Below are 23,466 nucleotides of genomic sequence, written 5' to 3'. Positions count from 1 at the left end.
TTGTGGCTATAACGTTTAGTCGTGAATCGGTTTGACTGCGATTTGGCGATCATCGGCTCGGGCTTCGGCGGATCGGTCTGCGCGCTGCGTGCGGCGGAGGCACGACAGCGGGTGATCGTGCTGGAGCGCGGCCGCCGAATGGACGAAAACGCCTACGCGGCGATCGCCGACGGTCTTTTGCCGCTGGTTCATTCGACCCACCGGACCGGGCTGGTCGAAGTCCCGAAGATCGCCGGACTGCTTTGCCTGGCTGGATGCGCCGTGGGCGGCGGGTCGCATGTCTATACGGCCGTCACCGTTCGCGCGCCGGATGAAATCTTCGACCGCGGCTGGCCAAGCGACATCAACGCGGCAAAATTGGCGGGCTATTTCGATCGGGTTGAGCGGATCATTGACCCGGCGCCTGTGCCGATTGCATTGCCGCGCACGACGACACTCGAGCGGATCGGCGCGGCGATCGGATCGAAGGTGACGCGGCTGCCGCTCTCGATTCGCTGGCAAAGCGAAAGCGCCGCCCCCGCCGCGCGGGGTGACGAACTCGACACGAGAAAACGAATTGTCTCCTGGCTTCGCGGCGGGACATTGGCCCCGAAGCGGACGCTCGATGCGACCTATCTTGCAAAGGCCCAGCAGGCCGGCGCGGAAGTTCGCTCGATGCATGAGGCGAGCTCGATCATCTCGGAGGGCGACGGCTATCGCATTGAGTATTTGAATCGCAGTGACGCGGGAACAATCCCCGGTGCGATTCGCGCGCGGCAAGTGGTCATCGCGGCCGGCACACTGGGGACGATTCGCCTGCTCTTTAAGTGCCGAGATGAGCTGCGGTCACTGGCGGGGTTGAGTGATCTTTTGGGGCGTCGCTTCTTCACCAATGGCGACCTGGGCGGCGTACTTGTGAATCCTCTCGATGGCGCGCCGGCGGACGACGGGCCCCCGACGACTGCATGGATCGATCACTGGGACAGCGACCGGCTCTATGTGATGGAGCTCGGGCGATTGCCGCTGCCGCCGATGTTAGATCGTGTCCTGGGATGGCTGAGCCCGGCGGTCGGCGCCGGGCGCGATGGGCATTGGGCCTTCGGCGTGATGGGGTTCGACGAGACGGAACATCAGATCATCAGAAAACTCAATGGCGGATTCGCCTGCATCAGACATGAGCGGGTGCAATCGGTCTTCAGTGATCGGGCACAAGAGAGACTGCGCGAGCTTGCGGCGGCAACGGGCGGGCGACTTGTTATGCCGCCGAGATGGTTTCTCGACCGGTTCGCCGTCACGGTGCATCCATTGGGCGGGGCGGCGATGGCGGATTCTCCCGAACAAGGCGTGACAGATTCGCACGGGGAGGTGTTTGGCTGTCCAGGCCTGTTTGTCGCCGATGGAAGCCTGTTGCCGACGCCGATCGGGCGTCCGCCCTCCATGACCATCGCGGCCCTCGCGGAACGGGTCGCCGAGCGCGTGAATCAAAGATGCTGAAGAGCGAGACAGACAAGACGCTGCCGATTTTTGAAGCGTTTCCTCGCCTGGCGGAATCGGTGCCGTGGCGATCCATCGCATCGTGGCCGACGCCGATACAAAGGGCCGAGCGATTGGGCGCGGCTCACGGGCTTTCACAACTTTTCATCAAGCGCGAGGACCTGAGCCACCCCATCGTCGGCGGCAACAAGCTGCGCGGGCTCGAGTTCCTCCTGGCCGACATGGTAGCTCGTGGAGCGACGCGCATTGTGACGCTCAGTTCCGTGGGAAGTCATCACATCGCCCGAACGGCGTATCATGCGAAACAACTGGGCATCGACACGACGGCGGTCGTCGTTGACCAGCCGCGAGCCTGCTACGTTTGCGCGAATCTGGGGCTTGGGCTTTCATCCGGTGCGCGGTATGTCCTCGCGGATTACGCGTCGGCATTGCCACGACTTGTTTTCGAACGGCTTCGACCGCTGAATCGGCGAGCCGGCAAGCCGCCGTACTACATCGCGCCGGGCGGAACGAACAGTCTTGCGTGCATCGGCCACGTAAATGCGGCGTTCGAACTTCAACGGCAGATCGAGCGCGACGAAATGTCTGAACCGGATTTTATTTATGTGCCCATGGGAAGCCTGGGTACGGCGGCGGGATTGGTCCTGGGCTGCAAGCTGGCGGGCCTGCGGGCCAGGGTCGTAGGGATCGTGGTATCGCATCGTTGGTACTGCACGCGCGGCAGAACATTGCGGCTTGCGCGGCGGACCCTGCGGCGGTTGCGCCGATACGACCCGACGATCCCCAGTGCGCGACTAAATTCAGAAGGCGTTGAGATTGTCGGCCGGGATTTGGGCAAAGGCTATGGCGAGTTTACGCCGGAGGCCGCGAGGGCCGCGGCGGAACTTCATGCGCTGGAGGGCGTCATTACTGACGGCACCTACGCGGCCAAGGCGCTGTCGGGAATGTTCGGGTTCATTCGCGATCGCGCGCTTAATCACAAAGTTCATTTATTCTGGAACACATATCACCATCTTCAAGGCCTTGAGAGGGCAGAAATTCGACGCGAAGTTGTTCCCGCGCGATTGCGGGCGTATTTCGATCTGCCGGTTCAGCCGCTCGACGACCAGTTCCCGCGACCGGTTCACTAATCCCCAATTTTCTCGGCCGCACATTTCCGGCCATGTGGCAGCGTCCCAATCAATCCAGCGCGTCCGATACACTCGCCCGAGATGCGAGGGCGCGGTTCGCGACGACCCACCAGGGCCTTCCGTAACGCTCGGGACATCCAGAACTTCAGTAAGAGGTCTCGCGGCCCGAAAGTCCATGTAGAAGAGCGCCTTTTCGCCCTCCGGCATCGCGACGCAAATGCCCGGGCTGCGCTCGTGCCAGGGGGAAGCCGCCCATGGATGTCAGGTTCGTAAATGCCTTCGTTGGATCGATCGTCAATGTCTTCAAGACGATGGTTCATGCGGATGTCGAGGTCGGAAGGCCGGTTCTAAAGCAGAATGGCGGCCCCTCGGCGGAAGTGTCAGGCATCATCGGACTATCCGGCGACGTGCAGGGGTGTGTGGTTTTGAGTTTCCCCGGGTCCGTTGCCGAGCAGGCGGCGTCGAAATTCGCGGGGGCTGATTTGACGACTCAGCACCCCGATTTCACCGATGCGATCGGCGAGTTGGCAAACATGGTCGCGGGTAACGCCAGAAAGGGTTTCGTGGGTTACAACACAAAAATCTCGCTGCCGAGCGTCGTCGTCGGCAGCAACCACGCGGAGCCTCAATCGAAGGCGTCGCCATTTATCACTATCCCTTGTGAGACGGAGTTCGGCCGATTCGAAGTCGAGATCGCCCTGGCCACCGTCTCATCCCCGGCCGGTTCTGCCGTCCGGGCCACAGCAGGAGCCGGCGCATGAAAATCTTATTGGTCGACGATTCGCGGACCATTCGGAACATCCAGAAGAACACGCTCAAATCGCTGGGCTACGTTGACATTCTGGAAGCCTCGGACGGCGTAGAAGCGCTCAACTTCCTTTCGAAGGAGCGGCCGGGGCTGATTCTGATGGATTGGAACATGCCCAACATGGACGGCATCGCCCTGATCAAAAAAGTCCGCGAAGCCGACAAGAACCTGCCCATCATCATGGTGACCACGGAGGCGGAAAAGTCGCGGGTCATCGAGGCCGTGAAGGCAGGCGTGAACAACTATGTCGTCAAGCCGTTCACCGCGGATACGCTCGCGGAGAAAATTAAACAAACCCTGTCCAAGGTGGCTGCCGCGGCAGCGTCGTAACCGGAGCGCCAGGGCCGAGAGTTGAGCAACGATATGTCGAGCCAACAAGCTGCAGCGAAGGCCGTCAACGTACGAATCGACGACGCAACCGCGAAGCGCATCCTGAGCAAGCTGGATGATCTTCGGGCCAACAGCGCCGACGCGGATCGCCGCGCCCACGAGCGATTCTCATTTCACAAGACGTGTTTGATCGAACTGACTCAACCCAGCGGAACCGTGATGTCCATAAAGGCCCCCGTGGGAGACCTGAGCCGCGGCGGAATGGCGTTTCTTTACCACGGATTTATCCACGTGGGGACCAAGGGCCGGGTGCAACTCGTCACGACGCGCAACAGTTGGCAATTTGTCGATGGGACCGTCGTCCGGTGCGAGTACGTCGAGGGCGGTATCCACCTGGTCTGCATGCAGTTCAAGCACGCCATCGACATTTCCAGTTTCTGCTGCAACACCACCCCCAAGCGCATCCTGATGGTGGACGACGACGCCGGCATGCGAAAACTGGTGGGGGTGCACCTCAAGCAACTGAATGTCGAAATCACCGAGGCGGAGAACGGCGAAGAAGCGATCGCGGCGGTTGGGGCGGGCGCCTTCGACGTGATTCTCATGGACATCGAAATGCCGAAGCTCGACGGGGTCGCCGCCATCAAGCAATTGCGGGAAAGCGGATATGGCGGAAACACCATTGCACTAACCGCACTCAGTGCCGAGGGCGACCGTGAGCGCCTGCTCCAGGCGGGTTTCGATCAGTATCTTGCCAAGCCCGTGACGCGTGAGTCTTTGACTCAGGCACTTGTGGAAATCGAAGACGAACCGCTCTTCAGTACGATGGCCGACAATGAAGAGATGCTTGAGTTGATCAATCAGTTCGTGGACGGTTTGGCGCCGTTGGTTTCTGAATTGGAAAAGGCAACGGCGAAAGGCGAGACCGACGCGATGAAACGAATCGTGCGAAGCCTCAAGGGCCAGGCCGGCAGCTACGGATTCGAGCCGATCTCAAAACTGGCCCAGGATGTCGAATCGCTCCTTGCGGCCGATACGCCCCCAGCCTCCATGGCGAAGACCACCCGCGAACTGATCCGCATGTGTCGCATGGCGCGAAAGCCGTCCTAAACCGGCAACCCGCTCTCAACTACCGCGGAGCTTTTCCATTTCCCGGCGGGCCGTGTCGGCGTGCTCGGATTCCGGGTATTTCGAGACGATCTTTTCGTAGTAACGCATGGCGTCGTTTTCCGCGCCGTTCTTGGCTAATACGCGGGCCATGTCCAGCCAGCGACTCGCATTCCGATCCGCTTCTTCGGCGCGAATGCTCGCCATGACGGCGGTGCTGCCCTTGATCGACTTGACCTTGGCCTTCGCGGTCTTGGCGACCTTTGTACCCTTATAATCCTTGACAATCTTCTGGTACGCCTTCAGGGCCTTGGCGTATTTCTTCTGCTTATAGAGCTTGCCCGCCTTGGCGAGGGCCAGTTTGCCCGCCTCTTCGGCCAGCAGTCCCGCTCCGCGCGGCTTCTTCTTCTTGAGCAGATCTTCGATGGCCTTGTCAGCCTCCATCGGATGCCCGATCCATGCAATCTTGCCGTCCGGATCCACGAGAAAAGCAGTGGGGTATCCCTGAATGCCAAAGGCGTCGCGCGTGGCCTTTGCGTCGCTGCCGACGATGTAAGGGATCTTGTGCTGAGAGACATAAGGCGCTACGGCGCTTGAGGCCTCATATGAAAGGGCGACCAGTATGACACCCTTGTCTTCGAATTTCTTTTGCATCTGAACCAGATGCGGAATGCCTGAACGGCAAGGCCCTCACCATGTGGCCCAGAATTCGACCATGACGATCTGCCCCTTGAGGTGGGCGGGAGTCAGGCTCTTGATTCCCTTGGGCAGGTTGTACCACGACCCGGCGGAGACCGCCGGCGATTTGTCGCCGATCTGCACGCCCGCCATAACCGGTGCGGTCAGCCCGGCGGCGAGGATCGAGAGCATTGCTAGGTGTCTTCGCATACGCCCATACTCCTTTCGATGACGGCCTCAAAGTGGGGCGGCGCTTCGGCAGGCTTCGGACGAAGCATGGCCCATGCACGGATTATACAAGCGAAGCCCCGCGAAAGGGAAGTGGGCCCACAAGGGCCGGATGTGAGGCTAGTCGGTCGTGGCGGCGCATCCGGACGGGGCCGGGGCGAGGCTGCCGGCCACCCCTGGCTTCTTATTCTTCGCGACTGCGGTGGGGCTCATTTCGAATTGGTCCAGCAGCCTGGTCGCGCGACCGCACGCCGCATCCAATTCCGCGGTTTGACGTGCCGCACGCTCGATCCGCAGGTCCAGATCGCGAACTTTGTCGCTCCGCTCTTCGGTGTGACGGGACTCCTCCGCGCTCAGGGCTTCGCGCAGGTTTTCGGCCTGCTGATAAAGCGTCACAAGCCGCCTTCGCTGGGCCCGGGTATAGACCGCGAGAACACGGGCAAACCGCGCGGGGTCGGCCTCGGAAAGCCGGTCGGACACCGCCTCCGGCGTCTCTGTGCCCAGTGCGCACATGATCTGTCGGCAGAACTCCTGAATCGTCGGCCCGGTGTCGCGGGCGGCGCGCATCGCGTCTCGCTCTTCCAGTTCGTCCAGCCGTCGACGGCATTGCTTGAGCGCTTGGAATTGCAGCAAGGTCATCGCGGCGACAATGGAGGAAATGAGAATCGCGCAGCCGGCCCCCAGCCAGGCGTCCGCGCCGAGCCCATCCAATCCCTCAACCAGGCCGTGCCATGTTTCCGGTGAATCACCCACGTCCACACAATCGGCCCGATCGTGCGGCGATGTTTGTTATAGACCATTGATCGGCCCCGGTTCGATCAGCGCCCCGCGGATATCGGTATCGGGTGCGGAGGCGCAAGAGGTGCCGCCCGGAAATAACGCGGCTGCCTCGCGGCCTAATCGCGCGGGACTACGGCGTCGGCCTCGATCTCAATCAGCATGGCGGGATCGATCAGTGACTTCACTTCGACCATCGTCGTCGCAGGCGGATGGTCGCCGCAGAAATCTCGATGGGCCCGGCCGAACTCTTCCCAGCGGGAGATATCGGTGACGAACATGCGCGTGCGAACGAGGTTCGCCGGAGTTGCGCCAAGGTCGGCGAGCGCCTTTTTGATGATCTCAAAACAACGCGCGGCCTGAGCGTACGCATCGCCCGGCGCGAAGACGGCGCCATCGGGTCCAATCGGCGCCGTGCCGGTGACGTAAATATGATGGTCGGCGCGGATGGCCCTGCAGTAGCCGACCCTGCCCTCCCAAACCGCCTTTGAGAACACCCTCGTCACTGGCATCGCAATACCTCGATCGCCTGATTCGCCTACGGACCGTTTACCCTATTCACGTCACGAACTGTTCGCGAGTTCTATGACGTAGCTGTAGCCGTGCCTGGCGAAACCCAGAGACTCGTAGAATCTATGCGCCTCAATCCGCTTCGCGTTCGTCGACAAGGCCAGCTTGTAACAGCCCCGGGCCCTGGCCATGTCCATTGCCGCCGCCATCATGGCCTTTCCGATCGCGCGGCCCCGGCATAGGGTGTCCACGATCACGTCATCCACGATCGCAGCCTTGGCCCCCATGTGCAGAATTTTCTCGGCGATGAGCAATGTGAAGGTGCCGACGATCCGGCCATCGATGAGCGCGACATACAGGCGGTAATCCGGATAGCTCCGCATCTGCCGCAACCGCTCGACGGCGTCCTGAAGGCGCAGGGCATGGCCGTCGTCGAAGTCCGGCAGGGCATAAAGCCGAAGCACCTCCGGCAAATCGGATTCGTCGGCCTCGCGTATCTCAACACCGCTCATCGGGCTGGAATTATCCGGCCGGGACGGTGTCGCGGCAACGCCGGGCGACCGCGAAGGGCCGGCGCCTATACTCACCCGTCGCCATTCCGCGTTGATTGGAAACGGCTTCAATCATCGGATTGACGGTATCATTTATTGAAGGCTGCGAGCAAGCGAGCCGGAAAGGACCCGCACGATATGGCCCACGCACTTTTTGAGTCAGGAATTGCCGCCCTTGAATTCGCCCGAAAAGCCACACACGGTCTCTTCGAAGATATTCCTGATAACAAGGTTTGCCACCAGCCGGTCCCCGGGGCCAATCACGCCTTGTGGATCCTGGGCCATCTGGCCTGCACCGACGAATTCTTCATGAACAAAATCGGAGGAAAGCCGCTCAATCGATTTGAAACGTGGAACGGCATCTTCTTCATGAAGTCGACCCCGACGCCCAATGTGTCGGACTATCCGCCGGTGTCGGAAGTCAAGCAGGTGCTGGACGAGAACCGCCAGCGATTTCTCCAGTGGGTCGATTCGATGAATGAGGCGGACGCTCGCATGGCGCTGCCCGAGGACCTGAAGACCTTCGCTCCAAACAGGGCGACGCTGCTTTCGACGATGGCATGGCACGAAGGCTTGCACGCCGGGCAGCTCACGGTCATCCGTAAGAGTCTGGGAATCAGCCCCAAGTTCGGTTAGCGCAATTTCCGCCCCACAGGCCGAGATCGTCCATCGCTCCGAATGTGCCAGGCATTTCGAGGCCTTGCTGCCCCGGGCTTTCGCCGCGCTGCGACTGCTGAAGCGGCGATAGCGGATGGCGCGGCAGACCGGAGGATGCAGGGCGGCAATCACCTCGTTGCGTTCACGTTGGAGGTAGCCTCATCCCGTCTGCCCAGAACGGTGATCATCACGAGCGTTGGGCATATACACAGGGTAAGGTCCAGTGCGAGATTCGAGGCGAACAGGTGCCGGTCGATTTCGTAAAGTCCGTCGCCGAGCGTTGACGCGCACAGTTCCAACCCTGAGATCAGGGTGAATAGCAGGCCAAGAAATGCCCAGGACCTAATCGACAGGCGCTTCGGAACAATACATGACACACCAAATCCGACGATCAGAATTCCCAGTAGGAGCAGAAGCCCATCGCCTCGTGGGATCACGGCGCGGCGCAATCGGCTCCAGACGTGTATGCCGGAGGGGATGGATCGATAGTCCACCGCACCCTGGGCACGCATGCCGAGATAATCCATCTCGATATTTCCCGCGTGCATCGCCGCCTCGCGCAGCAGACTGATCAGCGCCGTCGGCTCACGCATCGAGATGCGAAACGTGGACCTGTGAGCCAGACGTGCGCCCAGTTGGCCGATGAGCACGCCCGCCTCGTTGCTGTAGGCCGGAAGGCCGATCAGTGCGACGCTTTCCTCAGGCAGGCCTTCGGCCCTTAGCTGCGCTGTCGGATCATGGCAATGCCCGAGAATGCCAAAATAGAGCGAGTGATAGGCGTTGTTGCGGCGAGATGGTCGGTGGCCGTTGAGCCAGAATGTGGCCGGCATCGCCCCGACGATAACACAGATGGAAACCGCCAGCCCCGCCCGTTCGTACCGGCCGCGCGGACGAATCCGGAAGGCGTGGACAACGATAAGCACCAGCAGCAGTGGGCCCACAAACCCATGCTGTACCTTCGCCGTGGCGAACAGACACGCCGCCGCCGCGAGGATCGGCATCCTCTCAAAACGAATCGATCCTCCGCAGACGAAAACGGACGCCGAGAACAGGCACACCAGGAATACGAATGAGCCTCCCTCCTGGAAGTACGAGTTTATGAAGCTGCCGTAACAAACCTCCGAAAGCACCAATGCCGACGCGAGGATCATGGGCACCACACTCATCAGCAGCCTCCCCGAACAGGCCGATTTTCGGGCGCTCCAAAGTACGAGGCCATATGCACCCATCAATACCAAACAAGCAATCGCGCCGGACATGCGAAGGCTGACAACATCGTCACCCAATAGGATTCGGCTCAGGAATTTACCGCCGAGCCAGAACAGGACCGTGCTGCCGAAGTACCGCGCATCTTCGATCTTTGCCGGATCCCAGTAGGGAATCCACCATTGAAAGAACCGATCCTCCTGCAACCGTTGATCCGGCGGCGGCCAGTTCGCAATAAAACCGTAGGGCTTGTCGGCGAAGGGGGCCATAAATCGCCCATAGTCACCGTTATCCGCGCGACCAAAGGCCGAGTTGATGATCAATGAGAAGCTGAGCCATGCGATGCCGAATGCGCATGCCCCGACAAAAATGAACTGGGGCACGGAACCTGGGCCGAGCGCCGGTTGACCGGCCGTCGAGATCAACCGCGAGACTCCGACAGGTGCCCCGGGCGTCCCGTCGGAGTGCAATGGCGAAGTCATCGACATTTCAGAGGCCCGCTTTGATTCCCCTGACGAGGGCTGTGGCCCTACGACCGCGCCGCCGTTGCTTTGGATGACGGCTCGGCCGACCGGTTCAGGGCCGACTCCTTGCCCGCCGCCGGAGTAACAAAATGGCATGCGTCTCCGAATAAATCGCGGCGCATGACGACGCCGAGCGGCATGGTGTAGTAGTTGTGGATGTAGGCGGCGTACTCCGCGATCGCCTGCGCCCATGTGCGGCCGCCGTCCTCGGCCTTGCGGAGGGCGAAGTACACGCCGTCTATCTGACCGTGGTGGCGCGTATAGATATCGGCTGAGAGGATTTCCTCCGCCGAAGCGCGGACGAACATCGGGTCCAGCTTCTCCGCGTGAAAGACTACCCGATGCAGGTGCTCGATGGTCCGCACAATGCGATGGAGGAAGTCGTGCGCGTGAATCGCCTCAAGGAGCCGGGCCTGTTCGTTCTTGTCAATTCGGGGCATGTGCCGAAAACTCGATTGGGTGTTGCGTCGAGGCGATAAACATCGTGCCGGGGAAGGCCGATAAGGGCCGCCTTCAGGAGACCCATGATAGGTCATTTGGTGCGACCGAGCAACCGACCCGGCGGGGGCGATCAGGCGCAAGCCTCGATTTCGCCGCAACTTGCACGAGCCTTTGTTTGACGACAATTCGCTGAATGCGTAGACTAAAACGCCCTCAAGCGTCGTTTTGGGATTCGCGATTGCGTCGACGAGGCTCAAGTGCCGCCAGTGTGTCGCCGAACACCTCGGATCGGCGTCGATGCTGCTATTTACGTCTTCGATTCGCCGCCGGATCGCGCCCCCGGGGCTGCGGCGAAGAGGGAGAATTGTGCCCCATCTGCTTGTTCTTCAGGGCCCTGACAAGGGGCTGCGGCAAAACCTGGTTGAGTCTCAGCCGCTACAACTGGGCCGGGCCAGCCCGGAGATGCCGCTGACTGACTACACCGTCTCCCGCAAGCATGCCGAGGTCCGGCCCGCCGGTCGTGGCTGGACCATCGAGGACAGCCGCAGCGCGAACGGAACCTACCTCAACGGAAAACGACTGGAGCGCCCGACGCGGCTCAAGCACGGCGATCAGATCCGGCTCGGCTCAACATTGATGATCTGGGACTCCACCGAGGAAACCGCCCTGTCCGGCGAGGCCAAGAGCCCGCTGATGTCCGACCTTGTCGATCTGGAGGCGGACCGCAATCTGACCGACGCGTCGATCATCGGCTCCGTCACAACGGCGGACGACAGCATGATTCTCGCTTCGCCGGCCGCTGCGGAGGCGGTTCGCTCGTGGCGGGTGATGTCCGCGCTGCTCCATGCCGTCGGGGCCATTCTATCGCCCCAGCAACTCGTCGAGCGCATTCTCGACCTCCTTTTTGAAGAGGTGCCCGGCGATCGGGCACTGGTGTTGATCCGCGACGAGCGCACCGGCAAGTTCGACACCCAGGTCATGCGACAGCGTGAAGGCCAGGCTGCCGGAAAGATGCGACCGAACCGAATGATCATCAGCCACGTCGTCGATCGGCGCGAGGGCATCCTTTGCTCCAACACGACGACCGACCCCCGCTTCAAGGAGGGCGAAAAAGACGAGGTCGCCTCCGGCGTCGGACTGCACTCGGTCATCTGCGTGCCGCTTGTGGCCCGTGAGACGGCGCTGGGGATTATTTATCTCGAATCGGCGATGGCTACGCACATCTACACCGAAGAGCAGCTCCGCCTCGTGGCGGCCATCGGTCAGATGGGCGGACTGGCGATCGAAGACGTGCGGCTGGTCGATCAGCGAATGCGGACGGAGCGACTGGCCGCCGTCGGCGAAACCGTGGCGGCGCTGTCTCATTACATCAAGAACATTCTTCAGGGCATGATGGGCGGAAGCGACGCGTTGCGGACCGGGCTCCAATCCAAGAACTGGGACACCGTCGACGAAGGGTGGCAGGTTGTCCGGCGGAACCTCGACAAGATCTACGGCCTGTCGGTCAACATGCTCGCCTTCGCCAAGCGCCGAGTGCCGCGACTCGCGCCGATCCAGTTGAATACGATCGTCGAGGACGTTCTCAATCTGGTCGAGCGCCGGGCATCGGACAAGAGCGTCATGCTGAAGGCCGAGCTGTCGGACCACGTCCCGCCGGTGCTCATGGATGAAGACGGCATTCATCAAGTCGCGCTGAATATCGTCGTCAACGCCATCGACGCGGTCGAGCGAGGCAGCGGCGCCGTCACCGTCCGCACATCGGTCGATACCGCGGCGGATCAAGTCACGCTCACCATCGGCGACAACGGGCCCGGAATACCGAAGGACGCTGCCTCGAAAATATTTGAGGCGTTCTACTCAACCAAGGGGCACGGCGGAACAGGGCTGGGGCTGGCGGTCGCCAAGAAGATCGTCGACGAGCACGGCGGCAAGATCGAAGTGCAATCGGCCCCGGGAGAAGGCACGCTGATTCGGGTCAAGCTGCCGATCCACTCGCCGACGGGCGTCGACAGCGCTGAGACCCATGGCCCGGCGATGCCGAGATAGCCGATCAATCGCCTCCGAATCAGCCGCCGATTAACGCTGGCTTTTCAAATTCGTTGGCTATAATGCATCTGAATTAACTCGTTGTCCCAGAGCGAGGGCCCCCTCATGTCCCTGGTCCGACACATCATCGAGCAAAAGCAGGGCGGGGTCGCGACCATTGATCGCGACGCCACGGCGCAGGACGCAGCGGAGCTGATGCACGCACGCCGGATCGGCGCGTTGGTGGTCTTGCACGACGGGAACATCATCGGCATCTTCACCGAGCGCGACCTGCTCAACCGCGTCGTCGCGGAGAAGAAGGATCCCTCCGACATCAAAGTATTCGAGGTGATGACCAAGAAGGTCGCGGTTTGCTCGCCGGACACGCCGATCGAGTCCTGCCGAGCAGCGATGACCAACAACAAGATGCGGCACCTGCCCGTCGTGAATGACGGCAAGCTGATCGGCATCATTTCCAGCGGCGACATCCTTGCCCGAGAGCTGAAGGAGCAGGAAGAAACGATCCGCTGGCTTCACGAATACATGCACGGACCGAATTAGCGCGCTACCACTCAGCTCAAGTCCATCGCCATGATGACTTTCCGATCTCGAAGATAGAGCTTCGAGCCGACCAGTGTCGGCGCGGTCCAGCTTGGGCTTTCCAATAGCTTGGTCTGGCTCAGCACGCTCATTCCCTCCAGATTGGCGGCAATGAGCATCAGGTTCCCGTCGTCGTCCAGCACGATGAGCCGCCCATCCGCGTTGATGCACTTCGGCCCGGGCGCGGCGCGATCCTGCCATGCGACTTCGCCGGTTGCCTGCTTGAATGACGTGACGCCGTGTCCCTTGCCGCCCGTCAGCACAATCACGTTATCGCCGTATGCGAGGGGACTGGTGGCCCAGCCGAATCGCAGGTAAGTCGCGCCCATGTCTTTGTAGAGATCGTGCGACCAGTTCACCTTGCCGGTGGCCGCGTCGAGGCACGTGAAGATGCCGGTGTAGCCCAGCGTAAAGAGGCGGCCGCCCACGAGCAGTGGCGTCGAATTGGGGCCGGTGCCGAATTTGGTCACCTGCTTTTCGATTCGCTTCTTGCCGGTTTCCTTGTCGATCTCATCGACTTCAAACTCGATAAACGGCGCAGCGTACTTGTGCTCCCAAAGGGTCTTGCCGCTGGCGGCATCCAGGGCCGCGATGCATTCCTGATCCTGCTCGCCGCGATACATCGCGAAAAGCGTTCGACCGTCGGAAACAATGGTGCTGAAACCGTCTCCCAACTCGCGAGACCACAGCTTCTGCGGCCCGCCCTCCGGCCACTTATCCGCGATCGGTGCGGCGCCGACAGAGAAGTCTCGGTTGGGTCCGCCCCATTGCGTCCAGCTTCCCTGTGAGCAGCCGAGCGTGACGGCGGCGAGAAGAAAAAAGGGGATTCCGATGGACCGGCGAAGGACGCTTTCGATTACGGACCCTCTCATCGCGTTGATTCCTCGCTTGGCTCGCGTGGATAAGTTTCAGGCTAATTCCGCCAACACCGCCTGGAGGTACTTCCATGACTTGGCGACGGAGTTTACATATACCAGTTCGTCCGGGCTGTGCGCGCCGGTGATGTGCGGTCCGAAAGAGACCATGTCCATCTTCCCGACGCGCTGCCCGATGATGCCGCATTCCAGGCCCGCGTGAATCGCGAGCACCTTCGGCGGATGGCCAAACAGCCGTTCGTAGACGCCCTTGCACTTGGCAAGCGTCGGCGAGTCCAGGTCAGGCTCCCATCCCGGATACTCATTGCCGATTTCAATCGTCGCACCCGCCAGAAAACCGATCGCGGCGAGTTGCCGCTTTGTCTCATCCAGGCGCGAGTTAGATGAGCTGCGGGACAGGCAACCGATCACGACATCGATCGAGCCGCCGGCGGACTTCGTTTCGATGGTCGAGACATTGTTCGACGTCTGCACCAGTTCGGGCACCTTGGGGTGCATTCCGAGGACCCCGCTCGGAAGGGCGGCGATGGCGGCAAGCAGCGCGGCGGATTGCTCGGCGCTCGCAGCCTTGTCGATCTCCGCCTTCTCCACGCGAATGCGAACCTGCGGCTCGAACGAATCAGCCTTCGCCTCCTGCTCGATCGCCGAGGCGGCCTTTTGAAGCTGTGCTGTCATGCCGCCGGGCCCGAGAAGTTCGGCGTGCGCCTCGCGCGGGATCGCGTTTCGCTTGCTCCCCCCGACGATCGACGCGATGCGCAAGCCGTCAGAGCCGATCCGCGACAACACGCGCCCCAGCAGCTTGATGGCATTGCCGCGGCCCTCGTGGATGTCCCCGCCGGAGTGCCCGCCGCGAAGCCCCTCAACGATCACGCGACAAGATTCAGCGGACTCGCCCTTGGCGGACAGGCCCAGCCGCCACGTAAGATTGGTATCGCATCCACCCGCGCAGCCGATGTAGATCGCGTCATCCTCCTCGGAATCGAGGTTGATCATCCGCCGGCCTTTGAACGATTGCGGCGTCAGGGCCTTGGCCCCGCTCATTCCGGCCTCTTCGTCGATGGTGAGCAGAATCTCAAGCGGCCCGTGAACGACGGCGGGATCGAGCGCGGCGGCCAGTGCCAGCGCAACGCCCATGCCGTTGTCCGCGCCAAGGGTCGTGCCGTCCGCGCGGACGATCGGTTCGCCGGTCTTCGGCTCCTTGTCGATCAGCAGCTTGATGCCCTCTTTGTCGAAGTCGTGGGCGGTCCCGCTGTTCTTCTCGCAGACCATGTCGAGGTGGCCCTGAAGGACTGTGATCGGAGCGGACTCGTGCCCCTTCGTTGCGGGCACGTCGATGATAAGGTTGCCGATCTGCTCTTCGCGGACCTTGAGGCCCTTCGACTCGGCAAATTGTTTGACGTGCGCACGGATGCGCTCCTCCTGCTTGGAGGGTCGCGGAACCGCGGCCATCCCCGCGAAAATCTGCCATACGAGAGAAGGCTGAAGGGACTCGATGGATTGGGCCATCTCTATTTTGCTCCTTCCGATGTTGCCGGGCTGGGACGAATCGCCGTCCCCCGCCCATGCGATGCAGTTACCCATGGTATACCCGAAGTGTCGTGCGTGAAACCGGCGCTCGACGTTGCCCGATTCTTGGATTGGGTCGGGAAATATCCCTCCGGCCGTACGATGAGCTAAGATAATCCAGACGGAGAACCGCAGATCATGGCGGATGAGCAGGCCGGACTGGTCACGCAGATGCTGAAGCAGGTCAGCGCGGGCGATCCGCGCGCTTCTTCGGAACTGCTGCCATTGGTCTATGCCGAGCTTCGCAAGCTGGCCCAATCTCGTATGACGAAAACGCCACCGGGCAACACCCTTCAGCCGACCGCGCTGGTGCATGAGGCGTACATGCGCATGGTCGGCAGCGATGCGCCGTCGTGGAACAGTCGCGGCCACTTCTTCGCGGCTGCTGCACAAGCCATGCGCCAGATTCTCGTTGAGCAGGTGCGAAGAAAAGCCAGCCTGAAGCGCGGAGGGGAATTCGACCGCGTCGCCGTGGATCCCGGAGAACTGGCGATCGCCGAGCCTTCGGAAGACATTCTCGCGCTCGACGAGGCCCTCAAGGAACTGGAGAAGCGCGACCCGCGAAAGGCGCAGCTCGTCAATCTTCGATTCTTCGCCGGCCTGACAACGGAAGAGGCGGCGGCGGCCCTGGGGATCTCCGTTCCCACCGCGGAGCGGGATTGGCGATTCGTCAAAGCACTGCTGCACTCCCAACTATCGGAAACAGACTCCGGGCCCCGGAAATGAGCCCATGCTGAGCGGCGAGAAATTTTCACGAGCCGAAGAGATTTTTCAGGCGGTTGTCACGCTGCCTGTACCTGATCGGGCATCGGCGCTCGCGGCGCAGTGCGCAGGCGATGAAGAGCTCCGCGCCTTCGTCGAGGGTCTCCTTCGCAGCGACGCCGACGGAACCAAGAGCTTCCTGGAAACGCCGGCTCTCCGGGTCGAGTCGTCGACGGCCGCGCAAGCCGACGAACTCCCCAGGCGCATCGGCCGCTACGAGATCATTCAGAAAATCGGCGAAGGCGGCATGGGCGTCGTTTACGAGGCGCGCCAGGAAAACCCCGGCAGAACCGTCGCCCTGAAGGTCATCGCCCCGGGTCTGGGTTCGCGCCAGGTGCTGCGCCGCTTTCAGCTTGAAGCCGAAATCCTCGGCCACCTCCAGCATCCCGGCATCGCCCATGTCTATGAAGCGGGCGTCTCCGAGGTGCAAACCGCCTCCGGCTTCACGGTCACGCAGCCTTATCTTGCCATGGAGCTTATCCATGGGCGCCCGCTGCTGGAGCATGTCAACGCCTGCCATCTCGGGACGCGCGAACGAATCGAGATGCTCGCGCGGATCGCCGATGCCGTTCACCATGCCCACCAGCGCGGGGTCATTCATCGCGACCTGAAGCCGGCGAACATTCTCGTCGGGGCCGCGGAGACTCCGGTCAGCAAGTCGGGCGCAACGTCGGCCGGCACGCGCAATGAGGCGATCGGCCAGCCCAAGATTCTCGACTTCGGCGTTGCCCGGGCGACCGATTCGGACATTCACGCCGTCACATTGCAGACCGACGTCGGCCAGTTGATCGGAACCGTGCCGTACATGAGCCCGGAACAGGTCGCCGGTGATCCGTCGCAGTTGGACATGCGCTCGGACGTGTACGCTCTGGGCGTCATTCTCTACGAGCTGCTCGCCGGCAAGCTCCCTCTCGAAGTCCGCAATCGCGCAATCCCCGATGCGGTGAGGATCATCCGCGAGGAGGAGCCATCGCGTCTAAGTTCGATCAGCACGACATTTCGGGGCGACATCGAGACGATCGTCCAGCGGGCCATGGAGAAGGACAGGGACCGGCGATACCAGTCGGCGGCGGAGCTGGCCGGCGACCTTCGGCGATTCCTTCGAGATGAGCCCATCATCGCCCGCCGCGCCAGTGCCGCCTATCAATTCCAGAAATTCGCCAAGCGCAACAAGGCGATGGTGGCCGGCAGCGCCGCGACGCTCCTCGCCCTGGTCCTGGGTGTCATCGGCATGGCATGGTTCGCCGTCCGCGAATCGAGTCAGCGCCGGCTCGCCGAGGCGCGCCTGATTGAGGCGCAAGAGGCCCGCGACGCCGAGAATCTCGAACGCCAGCGCGCCGAGCGGCGATTCCAGGAGGTCCAGTCGCTCGCCCGCACCGTATTGTTCGACCTTTACGACGAGGTTCAGGCCCTGCCGGGCGCGACGAAGGCCCGCGAGCAGATCGTGCGCACCGGCATTGAATATCTCGACAAGCTGGCAAGCGAGGCCGGAGACGATGTCGGCCTGCTGAAGGGATTGGCCGAGGGATACAGCCGGCTCGCGTCCGTCCAGGGTATGGCGAGCCTGTCAAATCTCGGCGATACAAAAGGGTCGCTCGAAAGTCAGGAAAAGTCCCTGCGCATCGTCGAGAAACTCTGCGCGCTGCGGCCCGACGATCCTGAGTCTACGTCGGCGCTGGGGGCGGCTCACGAACTGGTCAGCATAGCCCTGCGTCGGGTCGGACGATCGCAGGACGCATTGGATCATACAAAAAAGCATCTTGAAATCGCCAAGAAGCTCGTTGCGCAGGACCCGGCCAGCGCGAAGTACAAGCGTGGGCTGGCGGGCGCATATGTGAACCTGGGCCGTTTGCAGGCCTCCATGGGGCAACTCGACGAGGCCATTGAGAATCACGCCAAGTATCTGGAGTACACCCAGAATCTTCTGGCGCAAAAGCCCTCGGATATCGGCATCCTCACGAATCTGGCGATGATCAACGGCAGCATGGGCGAGCTGCGGCTGGTCATGAAGCAATACGACCAGGCGTCCGCCCACTTCAAGGAGGGCGAGCGAATTGCCCGGCAGATCATTGCCGCCGATCCCGAAAACGTCCGCATCGTGAACAGCCTCTCGAACCTGCTGCGGAGCCAGGGAATCATTCAGATCAAACTGGGCAAGCCCGACGACGCGCTGCCTTACTACGAGGAAGTACTCTCGCTGCGATCGGCCCAGGCGGAGATCGACCCCGCGGATTTTCACGCCAAGCGCAATCTGGCGGTTGCCGAGTTCATGATCGGCGACGTCTTTCAGGAGAAAAAGGAATACGACAAGGCTCTGGCCCATTTCCTCAAATATCGCGATCTGATCGAGAAGGTGGCCGACGCCGACCCGAACTATGTTGTCGTCCAGCGCGACCTGGCGCTGGCCCACCAGCGGCTTTGCGCGATTTACAAGGCACAGGGCAACGCCGACGAGGCCATGGAATCATCAAAGTCGGCGCTGGAGTTGATCCAGGGCCTGCAGGAAAAAGAACAACAGGACGTGCAGTTCACCCTTGACTTGTCCACCTGCCACTACGATGTCGGCGATGTCCGGGCCCTCATGGGCGAGGCGCCGGGCCTTTCGGCGGAGTCGCGACTTGCGCACTGGCAGGCCGCGCGATTGGATTTCGAAAAGTCGAAGCGCATTCTCGACGAATTGAAATCGAGCGGACGGCTTCCGCCGGCGAGCGAAGCGGCGATCAGCCGAACCGATGAGGCGCTCCGCGACTGCGACGAACGGATCAAACAGTTGAGCGACGACGGGGAGCCCTCGCGCGCCGAGCGGGCGAATTCAGGAGAATAAAAGGAATTGATCATCTCGCGCAATGGGGCGCGAAGCGGATTGCAACGGGTGAGGATAGGGGGCCGCATGGACGCCATGCCCAGTCTTCCGCTTCGCCGCCGCGACGAAGCCCTCCAGGTCCTGAAAATCCCAGGCATGCCGGCTTACAATCTGCCCACGCGCGTCGCGGACCTTGCAGCCATGCACATCGACGAGGTGCCTCGTCGCAAACCGATCGCAACGCGCCTCCTTCTGCCGGCTGTTGCGGCGAGCCTGTCGAACCAGCCAGTGATAAAACTCATGCAGAAAGATGAACAGTGCAAGTTGAGAGGCGTCGGCCAGTTCCACCGTGTATAACTCGCGCCACCAGCAGCGTGCATTGGAGCTGGCCCGGGCAATGTGCGTGCGAATATGGTAGGGATAGCGGTTGTCCCGGCCCAGGTTGATGTAGATGCGAGGCGGCGAATAGTAGCAGCTTCCGGAGAACTCAGACCCCCTGCTGTGGCGAACCGCCACGTCGATGTTGCCGGTCGGCCAATCGCCCACGGCCTCGGCAAATATTTCCGCGAGCCGCTTCGAGCAAATGCCGGTGCTATTGCGCAATCTCATGCCGCCTGCCGCTCCGCTAAATCAGCTCAGGCCCGCTTTCACCAGATCCTGTAGCCGCACGATTCCTATCGGCACGTTGCCGTCGTCGGAAACAACCAGCACCGTGATTTCGCTCTCGCGCATCATCCGCAGCGCGTCAACCGCCAGAATCGACGAAGAAATCGTGGAGCAGCGAACCGCCGGCTCCGATGGATCGCGACGACTGCCTTTCCACGCCTCCAGGGCGGACAATTTGCCGGGAGATTCAGACCGCGTGAGCAATCGGCGAAGATCGCCGTCGGTGAACACGCCCAGCAGATGGCCGGCCGCATTCACGATGCACGTCATGCCCAGGCGTTTGCCGGTCATCTCCAGTAGGAGCTCGTTGAACTTGGCCGAGTCCGACACGCAGGGCATTTCAGTATCGCGATGCATCAAATCCGCGACCCGGAGCAGCAGGCGGCGTCCCAGGCTTCCGTCCGGGTGAAACTTGGCAAAAGCTTCCGCCGAAAAACCGCGGGCATCCAAGAGGGCCATCGCCAAGGCGTCGCCGAGGGCGAGCATCAGCAGGGTGCTGGTCGTCGGAGCCAGTGCCAGGGGGCCGGCCTCGCAGCGCGCCGGGATGGCCAGAAATACGTCCGCAAGCTCAACCAGCGGGCAGCCGTTGGATTCGCAGACGGCGATGACTTTTCCCCCCAGCCGCCGAAAGTGCCCGACGAATCGAACCAGTTCGTCGGTATGGCCGCTCTTTGAAAGCGCCACCAGGACGGCGTTGGGGCCGACGGCGCCGAGGTCGCCGTGAACCCCCTCCACCGGATGCATGAAGATGGCCGGCGTGCCGGTGCTGGCGAGCGTGGCGGCGATTTTCCGGGCGATTAGGCCGCTCTTTCCGAGTCCGGTGAGGACGACTTGATCGCGCGTCGCCAGGATCAACTCGACGGCCTCGCGCAGCGGCTCACCGATCAAGCTGCCGAGTTCGGCCAAGGCCTCGGCCTGTTCTTTGAGCATGTCTTGGGCGAGTACGATCGGATCTTTGCGCACCTGAACCTCCGTCGCCTGGCGAACCGGTCAATAGAATACGTCGAGGAGCCGTGGCGGGAAACGGTCAGGTGCGATGGGGGTCTTCAGGGGTGGTTTCATTGTCGATGAACGGCGTATCGTCGTCCAGGATAAGGTCTTCGTCGGCAAGGATGGACTCGCCGCCAATGCTGGCGATCTCTGCGTCCACATCGATCGGCGCATCGTCCGCCGGATGGGCCTCGTCGGTGGTGTCCTGGGGCGTCTCCGTGGCATCGGCGTCCCTGCCTTCGGCGTCCTTGCCATCGGTGTCCGTGGCAAGGAGGTTCTGATCGTCGCCTTCCCGAGGCGCTTCCCCTTCGGAAGCCCCTTCACCGGTCTGCAACTGGTCGGCGGCCTCCGCGTCAAGCTGCTTGGCTTGGCCTCCCGATTCCTCGGGCATCTCGCTGTATTCGTAGAATTCGCGATAGGCCTCGCGGAAGTATCCGCCGGCCCGCGTCTCCACGCGATTCAACACGGCGCCGAAGATTCTCGCGTTGATGGCCTCAAGCTGCTGCTGGGTTCGCTGTAAAGCGCCGCGCGACGTCGAGCGATACTGGCAGATGAGCAGCACGCCATCTACAGCGGCCGACAGCACCATCGCATCGCTGACCAGTAGAACCGGCGGCCCATCGAAGATCACCTGATCGTACCGGGCGCGCGCATCCGCCAGCATGTCGCGCAGATAGGTGCTGCCCAGGAGCTCCGCGGGATTCGGCGGCAGCGGCCCGGCGCCCAGAACATCCAGGCCCGGTACCGAGGTGGCCATGACGCAATCGTCCAGGTGGGATTGCCCGATGAGAATGTTGCTCAATCCGTCGGGACGCATGTCCGGGAAAATGCGTGGCAGACAGGGCCTTCGGAAGTTCGCATCAACAATTAACACGCGACGACCGGAAAGTGCGATGGAGATCGCCAGATTCACGGCGACGGTCGTCTTGCCGTTGCCGCCGCTGGGGCTGGTGACGAGCAGAGTCGCCTGCTGTTCGGGCGGGGCGCAGAAGAAGAGATTGGCCCGAAGGGTTCGGAACGCCTCGGCGGTGATGGACTGCGGGGCGTCCAGGCTCGCGGTCTCTACCCGGGAAATCTCAACTTCGTCATCTTCAACCGCCGGAATCGTGGCCAGCACAGTCATCGACTGGCGCTGTACATCGCGCGGCGTTCGGACGGACTTGTCGGCCATTTCGAGCAGGAGCGCGAATCCGACGCTCAGGCCCAAGCCGAAGATAATTCCAATCGGAAGGAGAATCTCCCATTTGGGGCTTGATCGGCGATTGGGTACTTTGGCCTGCCCCAACGGAGTAATCTGGACGGTGTGGTCCTGATTCAGTGTCATGACCACGAATTGCTGCTGCTCTACCAGGCGCAGGTAGTTTTCCTTGAGGGTCTTGGTTTCCTCCTCCAGTCGAAGGTAAGACGCGTACTTCTGGTCCTTGTCGAGGAGTTCCGCCTGGGCCCCGTTGAGGCGCTCGCGAATCGCAAGCAACTGCGCCTGGGCCTCAAGGTAGTTCGTGCGAGCCTGGTCCAGTTGATTGACCTGATACTGGAGCGTCTTCATCCGGCGCTCTTCGGCGGCCCGGTCCATGGCCGCGTCGCGGGCCGCCTGCTGCTGTTGAACAACTCGATGCTTCGGGCCGAATCGGGAAAGGACCGTGCTCAGGTCTGCATCTGCGGCGCGTGCCAGATTATCGAGCTGGACAATGGTCGGGTCGCTGTTCAGGATCGCCTGCAGGTCGGGCGTGATGGGAAGATCCTCAGGGTTCGCCTTCTCGAACTGCTCGTAGATCGTCCGCTTGCCATCCATGTCCATGGCAAGCTCCGTCTCGATGGCCGTGAGGGTGAGCACTTTCTCCTTGAGCTCGTCACGGCCCGTGCCGGTGCTTTCCACATTGCTGCGAAAACTATCGAGGTCGGCCTGCTTCTGGTCGTAGTCACGCTTGGCACGGGTGACTTCAACACCAAGGGTGTCGCTGGCTTTTCTGATCTTGTTCTTCTGGGCGTTCTCGATGACCGCCATGTACTTGTCGACGACGGTATTGACAAGTTTTGGCGTTTCGGACGGCACCTTCCATGAGACTGAAATCGAAAGCAGGTTCGATTCGGGAACCGGGTCCGCCTTGACGATGTCGCTGAGCAGGTCGAAGGGGTCCTCGTCCTTCTCGGCTTTCTTTTTCTCCGCCTCCTTAAACCAGGTCGTCTCGCGAATCAGAGGATCCGCAATCACATTGTCCAATACCTCCGGACTCATGACCTGAAGCGCCTGATCCTGAAGAAGTCGAGTGACCTCGTCCTCGCGCGCCTCCTGAGGCTTGAGCGGCTCGAGCGGATTGGCGGGCGTAATCGACTGGACCCGGACCAGGGCCATGGCCTTATAGACAGGCCAATATCGAATCCAGACATATGTCCCGACTGCCGTCGCGGTAATGAAGAACAACCAAAGAAAGAGAATCATCACCAGCCGCTGGCGAATGACGCGATATATCTCGGCGCCGGTGAAGGCGCCGCCGGTCGCCGGCGGGCCCGCCATGGCCGGAAGGACATAGGGCTCCATTCCCGGTCCCTGGCTGGGCAGACTGCTTGGTGCTGATGTTAGAGTCGTCATTCGAGCGTGCTCACGGCCTTGGCCAAAGCCTTGTCCCCTTGCAAGTGTATACCTCCTAATACTCGTCCTTGCACGGTCGAGTTCACGAGCAGGAAGCAATGTGGCGCGTTTTCAAAGACCAGGGGAACGCCGGGAAGACGTCGCTTTCGTGGGCTAAACTCGGCCTTCC

General features: G+C 61.7%; 22 protein-coding genes. 10 read left to right on the top strand and 12 right to left on the bottom strand.

The annotated features are described in order from the left end of the window. Positions 1-21: 21 nt before the first annotated feature. The 5 genes from HS101_09455 to HS101_09435 all read left to right on the top strand — a co-directional run bounded on the left by HS101_09455 (position 22) and on the right by HS101_09435 (position 4,851). Positions 22-1,473 carry a GMC family oxidoreductase gene (locus HS101_09455; GenBank protein MBE7506498.1) on the top strand — a complete coding sequence of 484 codons (1,452 nt, stop codon included), beginning with the start codon at positions 22-24 and terminating at the stop codon, positions 1,471-1,473. Then, positions 1,467-2,603, top strand: coding sequence for a pyridoxal-phosphate dependent enzyme (locus tag HS101_09450; protein MBE7506497.1), 1,137 nt, complete (start codon positions 1,467-1,469; stop codon positions 2,601-2,603). The genes HS101_09455 and HS101_09450 overlap by 7 nt, the downstream gene beginning before the upstream one ends. A 254-nt stretch (positions 2,604-2,857) precedes the next feature. After that, on the top strand, positions 2,858-3,364 hold the full coding sequence (locus HS101_09445) for a chemotaxis protein CheX (protein MBE7506496.1): 507 nt from the start codon (positions 2,858-2,860) through the stop codon (positions 3,362-3,364). Continuing rightward, on the top strand, positions 3,361-3,741 hold the full coding sequence (locus HS101_09440; protein ID MBE7506495.1) for a response regulator: 381 nt from the start codon (positions 3,361-3,363) through the stop codon (positions 3,739-3,741). The genes HS101_09445 and HS101_09440 overlap by 4 nt, the downstream gene beginning before the upstream one ends. Positions 3,742-3,774: 33 nt before the next feature. Continuing rightward, positions 3,775-4,851 (top strand): response regulator, encoded by a 1,077-nt coding sequence (locus HS101_09435; GenBank protein ID MBE7506494.1) that lies wholly within the window; start codon positions 3,775-3,777, stop codon positions 4,849-4,851. Between the two features lie 15 nt (positions 4,852-4,866). On the opposite strand, the gene HS101_09430 is transcribed toward HS101_09435, so the two are convergent. The 5 genes from HS101_09430 to HS101_09410 form a co-directional block, all read right to left on the bottom strand. Continuing rightward, positions 4,867-5,502 carry a tetratricopeptide repeat protein gene (locus HS101_09430; protein MBE7506493.1) on the bottom strand — a complete coding sequence of 212 codons (636 nt, stop codon included), beginning with the start codon at positions 5,500-5,502 and terminating at the stop codon, positions 4,867-4,869. A gap of 36 nt (positions 5,503-5,538) precedes the next feature. Continuing rightward, on the bottom strand, positions 5,539-5,736 hold the full coding sequence (locus HS101_09425) for a hypothetical protein (protein MBE7506492.1): 198 nt from the start codon (positions 5,734-5,736) through the stop codon (positions 5,539-5,541). A 138-nt stretch (positions 5,737-5,874) separates the two neighbouring features. Then, positions 5,875-6,507, bottom strand: a complete 633-nt coding sequence (locus HS101_09420; GenBank protein ID MBE7506491.1) for a hypothetical protein — start codon at positions 6,505-6,507, stop codon at positions 5,875-5,877. Between the two features lie 143 nt (positions 6,508-6,650). Beyond that, positions 6,651-7,043, bottom strand: a complete 393-nt coding sequence (locus HS101_09415; GenBank protein ID MBE7506490.1) for a RidA family protein — start codon at positions 7,041-7,043, stop codon at positions 6,651-6,653. A gap of 51 nt (positions 7,044-7,094) precedes the next feature. After that, positions 7,095-7,553 (bottom strand): GNAT family N-acetyltransferase, encoded by a 459-nt coding sequence (locus tag HS101_09410; protein ID MBE7506489.1) that lies wholly within the window; start codon positions 7,551-7,553, stop codon positions 7,095-7,097. A gap of 177 nt (positions 7,554-7,730) precedes the next feature. Between HS101_09410 and HS101_09405 the strand changes: the two genes are divergently transcribed. After that, a complete protein-coding gene (locus tag HS101_09405; protein ID MBE7506488.1) occupies positions 7,731-8,228 on the top strand; it encodes a DinB family protein in 498 nt (165 codons plus the stop codon). A 149-nt stretch (positions 8,229-8,377) separates the two neighbouring features. Here HS101_09405 and HS101_09400 read toward each other — a convergent pair whose 3' ends face one another. Together HS101_09400 and HS101_09395 are read right to left on the bottom strand one after the other, a co-directional pair. After that, entirely contained in the window at positions 8,378-9,880 is a 1,503-nt protein-coding gene (locus HS101_09400; GenBank protein MBE7506487.1) for a hypothetical protein, read from the bottom strand. 104 nt (positions 9,881-9,984) lie between these two features. Further along, positions 9,985-10,419, bottom strand: a complete 435-nt coding sequence (locus tag HS101_09395; GenBank protein MBE7506486.1) for a hypothetical protein — start codon at positions 10,417-10,419, stop codon at positions 9,985-9,987. Between the two features lie 367 nt (positions 10,420-10,786). On the opposite strand from HS101_09395, the gene HS101_09390 reads away from it, so the two are divergent. Next, positions 10,787-12,466 carry an FHA domain-containing protein gene (locus tag HS101_09390; GenBank protein MBE7506485.1) on the top strand — a complete coding sequence of 560 codons (1,680 nt, stop codon included), beginning with the start codon at positions 10,787-10,789 and terminating at the stop codon, positions 12,464-12,466. Between the two features lie 105 nt (positions 12,467-12,571). Further along, complete coding sequence (locus HS101_09385; GenBank protein MBE7506484.1) at positions 12,572-13,006, top strand: CBS domain-containing protein; 435 nt, start codon at positions 12,572-12,574, stop codon at positions 13,004-13,006. A gap of 11 nt (positions 13,007-13,017) precedes the next feature. Here HS101_09385 and HS101_09380 read toward each other — a convergent pair whose 3' ends face one another. Further along, complete coding sequence (locus tag HS101_09380; protein MBE7506483.1) at positions 13,018-13,917, bottom strand: PQQ-binding-like beta-propeller repeat protein; 900 nt, start codon at positions 13,915-13,917, stop codon at positions 13,018-13,020. Positions 13,918-13,953: 36 nt separating this feature from the next. Next, positions 13,954-15,426 carry a beta-Ala-His dipeptidase gene (gene pepD, locus HS101_09375; protein MBE7506482.1) on the bottom strand — a complete coding sequence of 491 codons (1,473 nt, stop codon included), beginning with the start codon at positions 15,424-15,426 and terminating at the stop codon, positions 13,954-13,956. Between the two features lie 231 nt (positions 15,427-15,657). On the opposite strand from pepD, the gene HS101_09370 reads away from it, so the two are divergent. Together HS101_09370 and HS101_09365 are read left to right on the top strand one after the other, a co-directional pair. Next, the gene (locus HS101_09370; GenBank protein MBE7506481.1) at positions 15,658-16,212 is read left to right on the top strand and encodes a sigma-70 family RNA polymerase sigma factor; all 555 of its coding nucleotides are present in this window, start codon (positions 15,658-15,660) and stop codon (positions 16,210-16,212) included. Positions 16,213-16,216: 4 nt separating this feature from the next. Beyond that, positions 16,217-19,072, top strand: a complete 2,856-nt coding sequence (locus HS101_09365) for a protein kinase (GenBank protein ID MBE7506480.1) — start codon at positions 16,217-16,219, stop codon at positions 19,070-19,072. Here the strand turns inward: HS101_09365 and HS101_09360 are convergent. From HS101_09360 to HS101_09350, 3 genes are all read right to left on the bottom strand, one after another. Then, positions 19,061-19,660 carry a hypothetical protein gene (locus HS101_09360; GenBank protein MBE7506479.1) on the bottom strand — a complete coding sequence of 200 codons (600 nt, stop codon included), beginning with the start codon at positions 19,658-19,660 and terminating at the stop codon, positions 19,061-19,063. The two genes, HS101_09365 and HS101_09360, sit on opposite strands and share 12 nt — an antisense overlap. 21 nt (positions 19,661-19,681) lie before the next feature. Continuing rightward, entirely contained in the window at positions 19,682-20,680 is a 999-nt protein-coding gene (locus HS101_09355) for a KpsF/GutQ family sugar-phosphate isomerase (protein MBE7506478.1), read from the bottom strand. A gap of 64 nt (positions 20,681-20,744) precedes the next feature. Then, the gene (locus HS101_09350; protein MBE7506477.1) at positions 20,745-23,297 is read right to left on the bottom strand and encodes a polysaccharide biosynthesis tyrosine autokinase; all 2,553 of its coding nucleotides are present in this window, start codon (positions 23,295-23,297) and stop codon (positions 20,745-20,747) included. Positions 23,298-23,466: the final 169 nt, after the last annotated feature.

The sequence above is a fragment of the Planctomycetia bacterium genome, from assembly GCA_015075745.1.
Taxonomy (GTDB): domain Bacteria; phylum Planctomycetota; class Phycisphaerae; order UBA1845; family UTPLA1; genus UTPLA1.
The sequence above is the reverse complement of the archived record's forward strand: the minus strand, read 5'-3'. Positions and strand labels throughout refer to the sequence as shown.

Coding starts and splice junctions, on each gene's coding strand:
- HS101_09450 (MBE7506497.1), top strand. CDS start 1,467: ATGCTGAAGAGCGAGACAGACAAGACGCTGCCGATTTTTGAAGCGTTT.
- HS101_09445 (MBE7506496.1), top strand. CDS start 2,858: ATGGATGTCAGGTTCGTAAATGCCTTCGTTGGATCGATCGTCAATGTC.
- HS101_09440 (MBE7506495.1), top strand. CDS start 3,361: ATGAAAATCTTATTGGTCGACGATTCGCGGACCATTCGGAACATCCAG.
- HS101_09435 (MBE7506494.1), top strand. CDS start 3,775: ATGTCGAGCCAACAAGCTGCAGCGAAGGCCGTCAACGTACGAATCGAC.
- HS101_09430 (MBE7506493.1), bottom strand. CDS start 5,502: ATGCAAAAGAAATTCGAAGACAAGGGTGTCATACTGGTCGCCCTTTCA.
- HS101_09425 (MBE7506492.1), bottom strand. CDS start 5,736: ATGCGAAGACACCTAGCAATGCTCTCGATCCTCGCCGCCGGGCTGACC.
- HS101_09415 (MBE7506490.1), bottom strand. CDS start 7,043: ATGCCAGTGACGAGGGTGTTCTCAAAGGCGGTTTGGGAGGGCAGGGTC.
- HS101_09410 (MBE7506489.1), bottom strand. CDS start 7,553: ATGAGCGGTGTTGAGATACGCGAGGCCGACGAATCCGATTTGCCGGAG.
- HS101_09405 (MBE7506488.1), top strand. CDS start 7,731: ATGGCCCACGCACTTTTTGAGTCAGGAATTGCCGCCCTTGAATTCGCC.
- HS101_09395 (MBE7506486.1), bottom strand. CDS start 10,419: ATGCCCCGAATTGACAAGAACGAACAGGCCCGGCTCCTTGAGGCGATT.
- HS101_09385 (MBE7506484.1), top strand. CDS start 12,572: ATGTCCCTGGTCCGACACATCATCGAGCAAAAGCAGGGCGGGGTCGCG.
- HS101_09380 (MBE7506483.1), bottom strand. CDS start 13,917: ATGAGAGGGTCCGTAATCGAAAGCGTCCTTCGCCGGTCCATCGGAATC.
- pepD (MBE7506482.1), bottom strand. CDS start 15,426: ATGGCCCAATCCATCGAGTCCCTTCAGCCTTCTCTCGTATGGCAGATT.
- HS101_09370 (MBE7506481.1), top strand. CDS start 15,658: ATGCTGAAGCAGGTCAGCGCGGGCGATCCGCGCGCTTCTTCGGAACTG.
- HS101_09365 (MBE7506480.1), top strand. CDS start 16,217: ATGCTGAGCGGCGAGAAATTTTCACGAGCCGAAGAGATTTTTCAGGCG.
- HS101_09360 (MBE7506479.1), bottom strand. CDS start 19,660: ATGAGATTGCGCAATAGCACCGGCATTTGCTCGAAGCGGCTCGCGGAA.
- HS101_09350 (MBE7506477.1), bottom strand. CDS start 23,297: ATGACGACTCTAACATCAGCACCAAGCAGTCTGCCCAGCCAGGGACCG.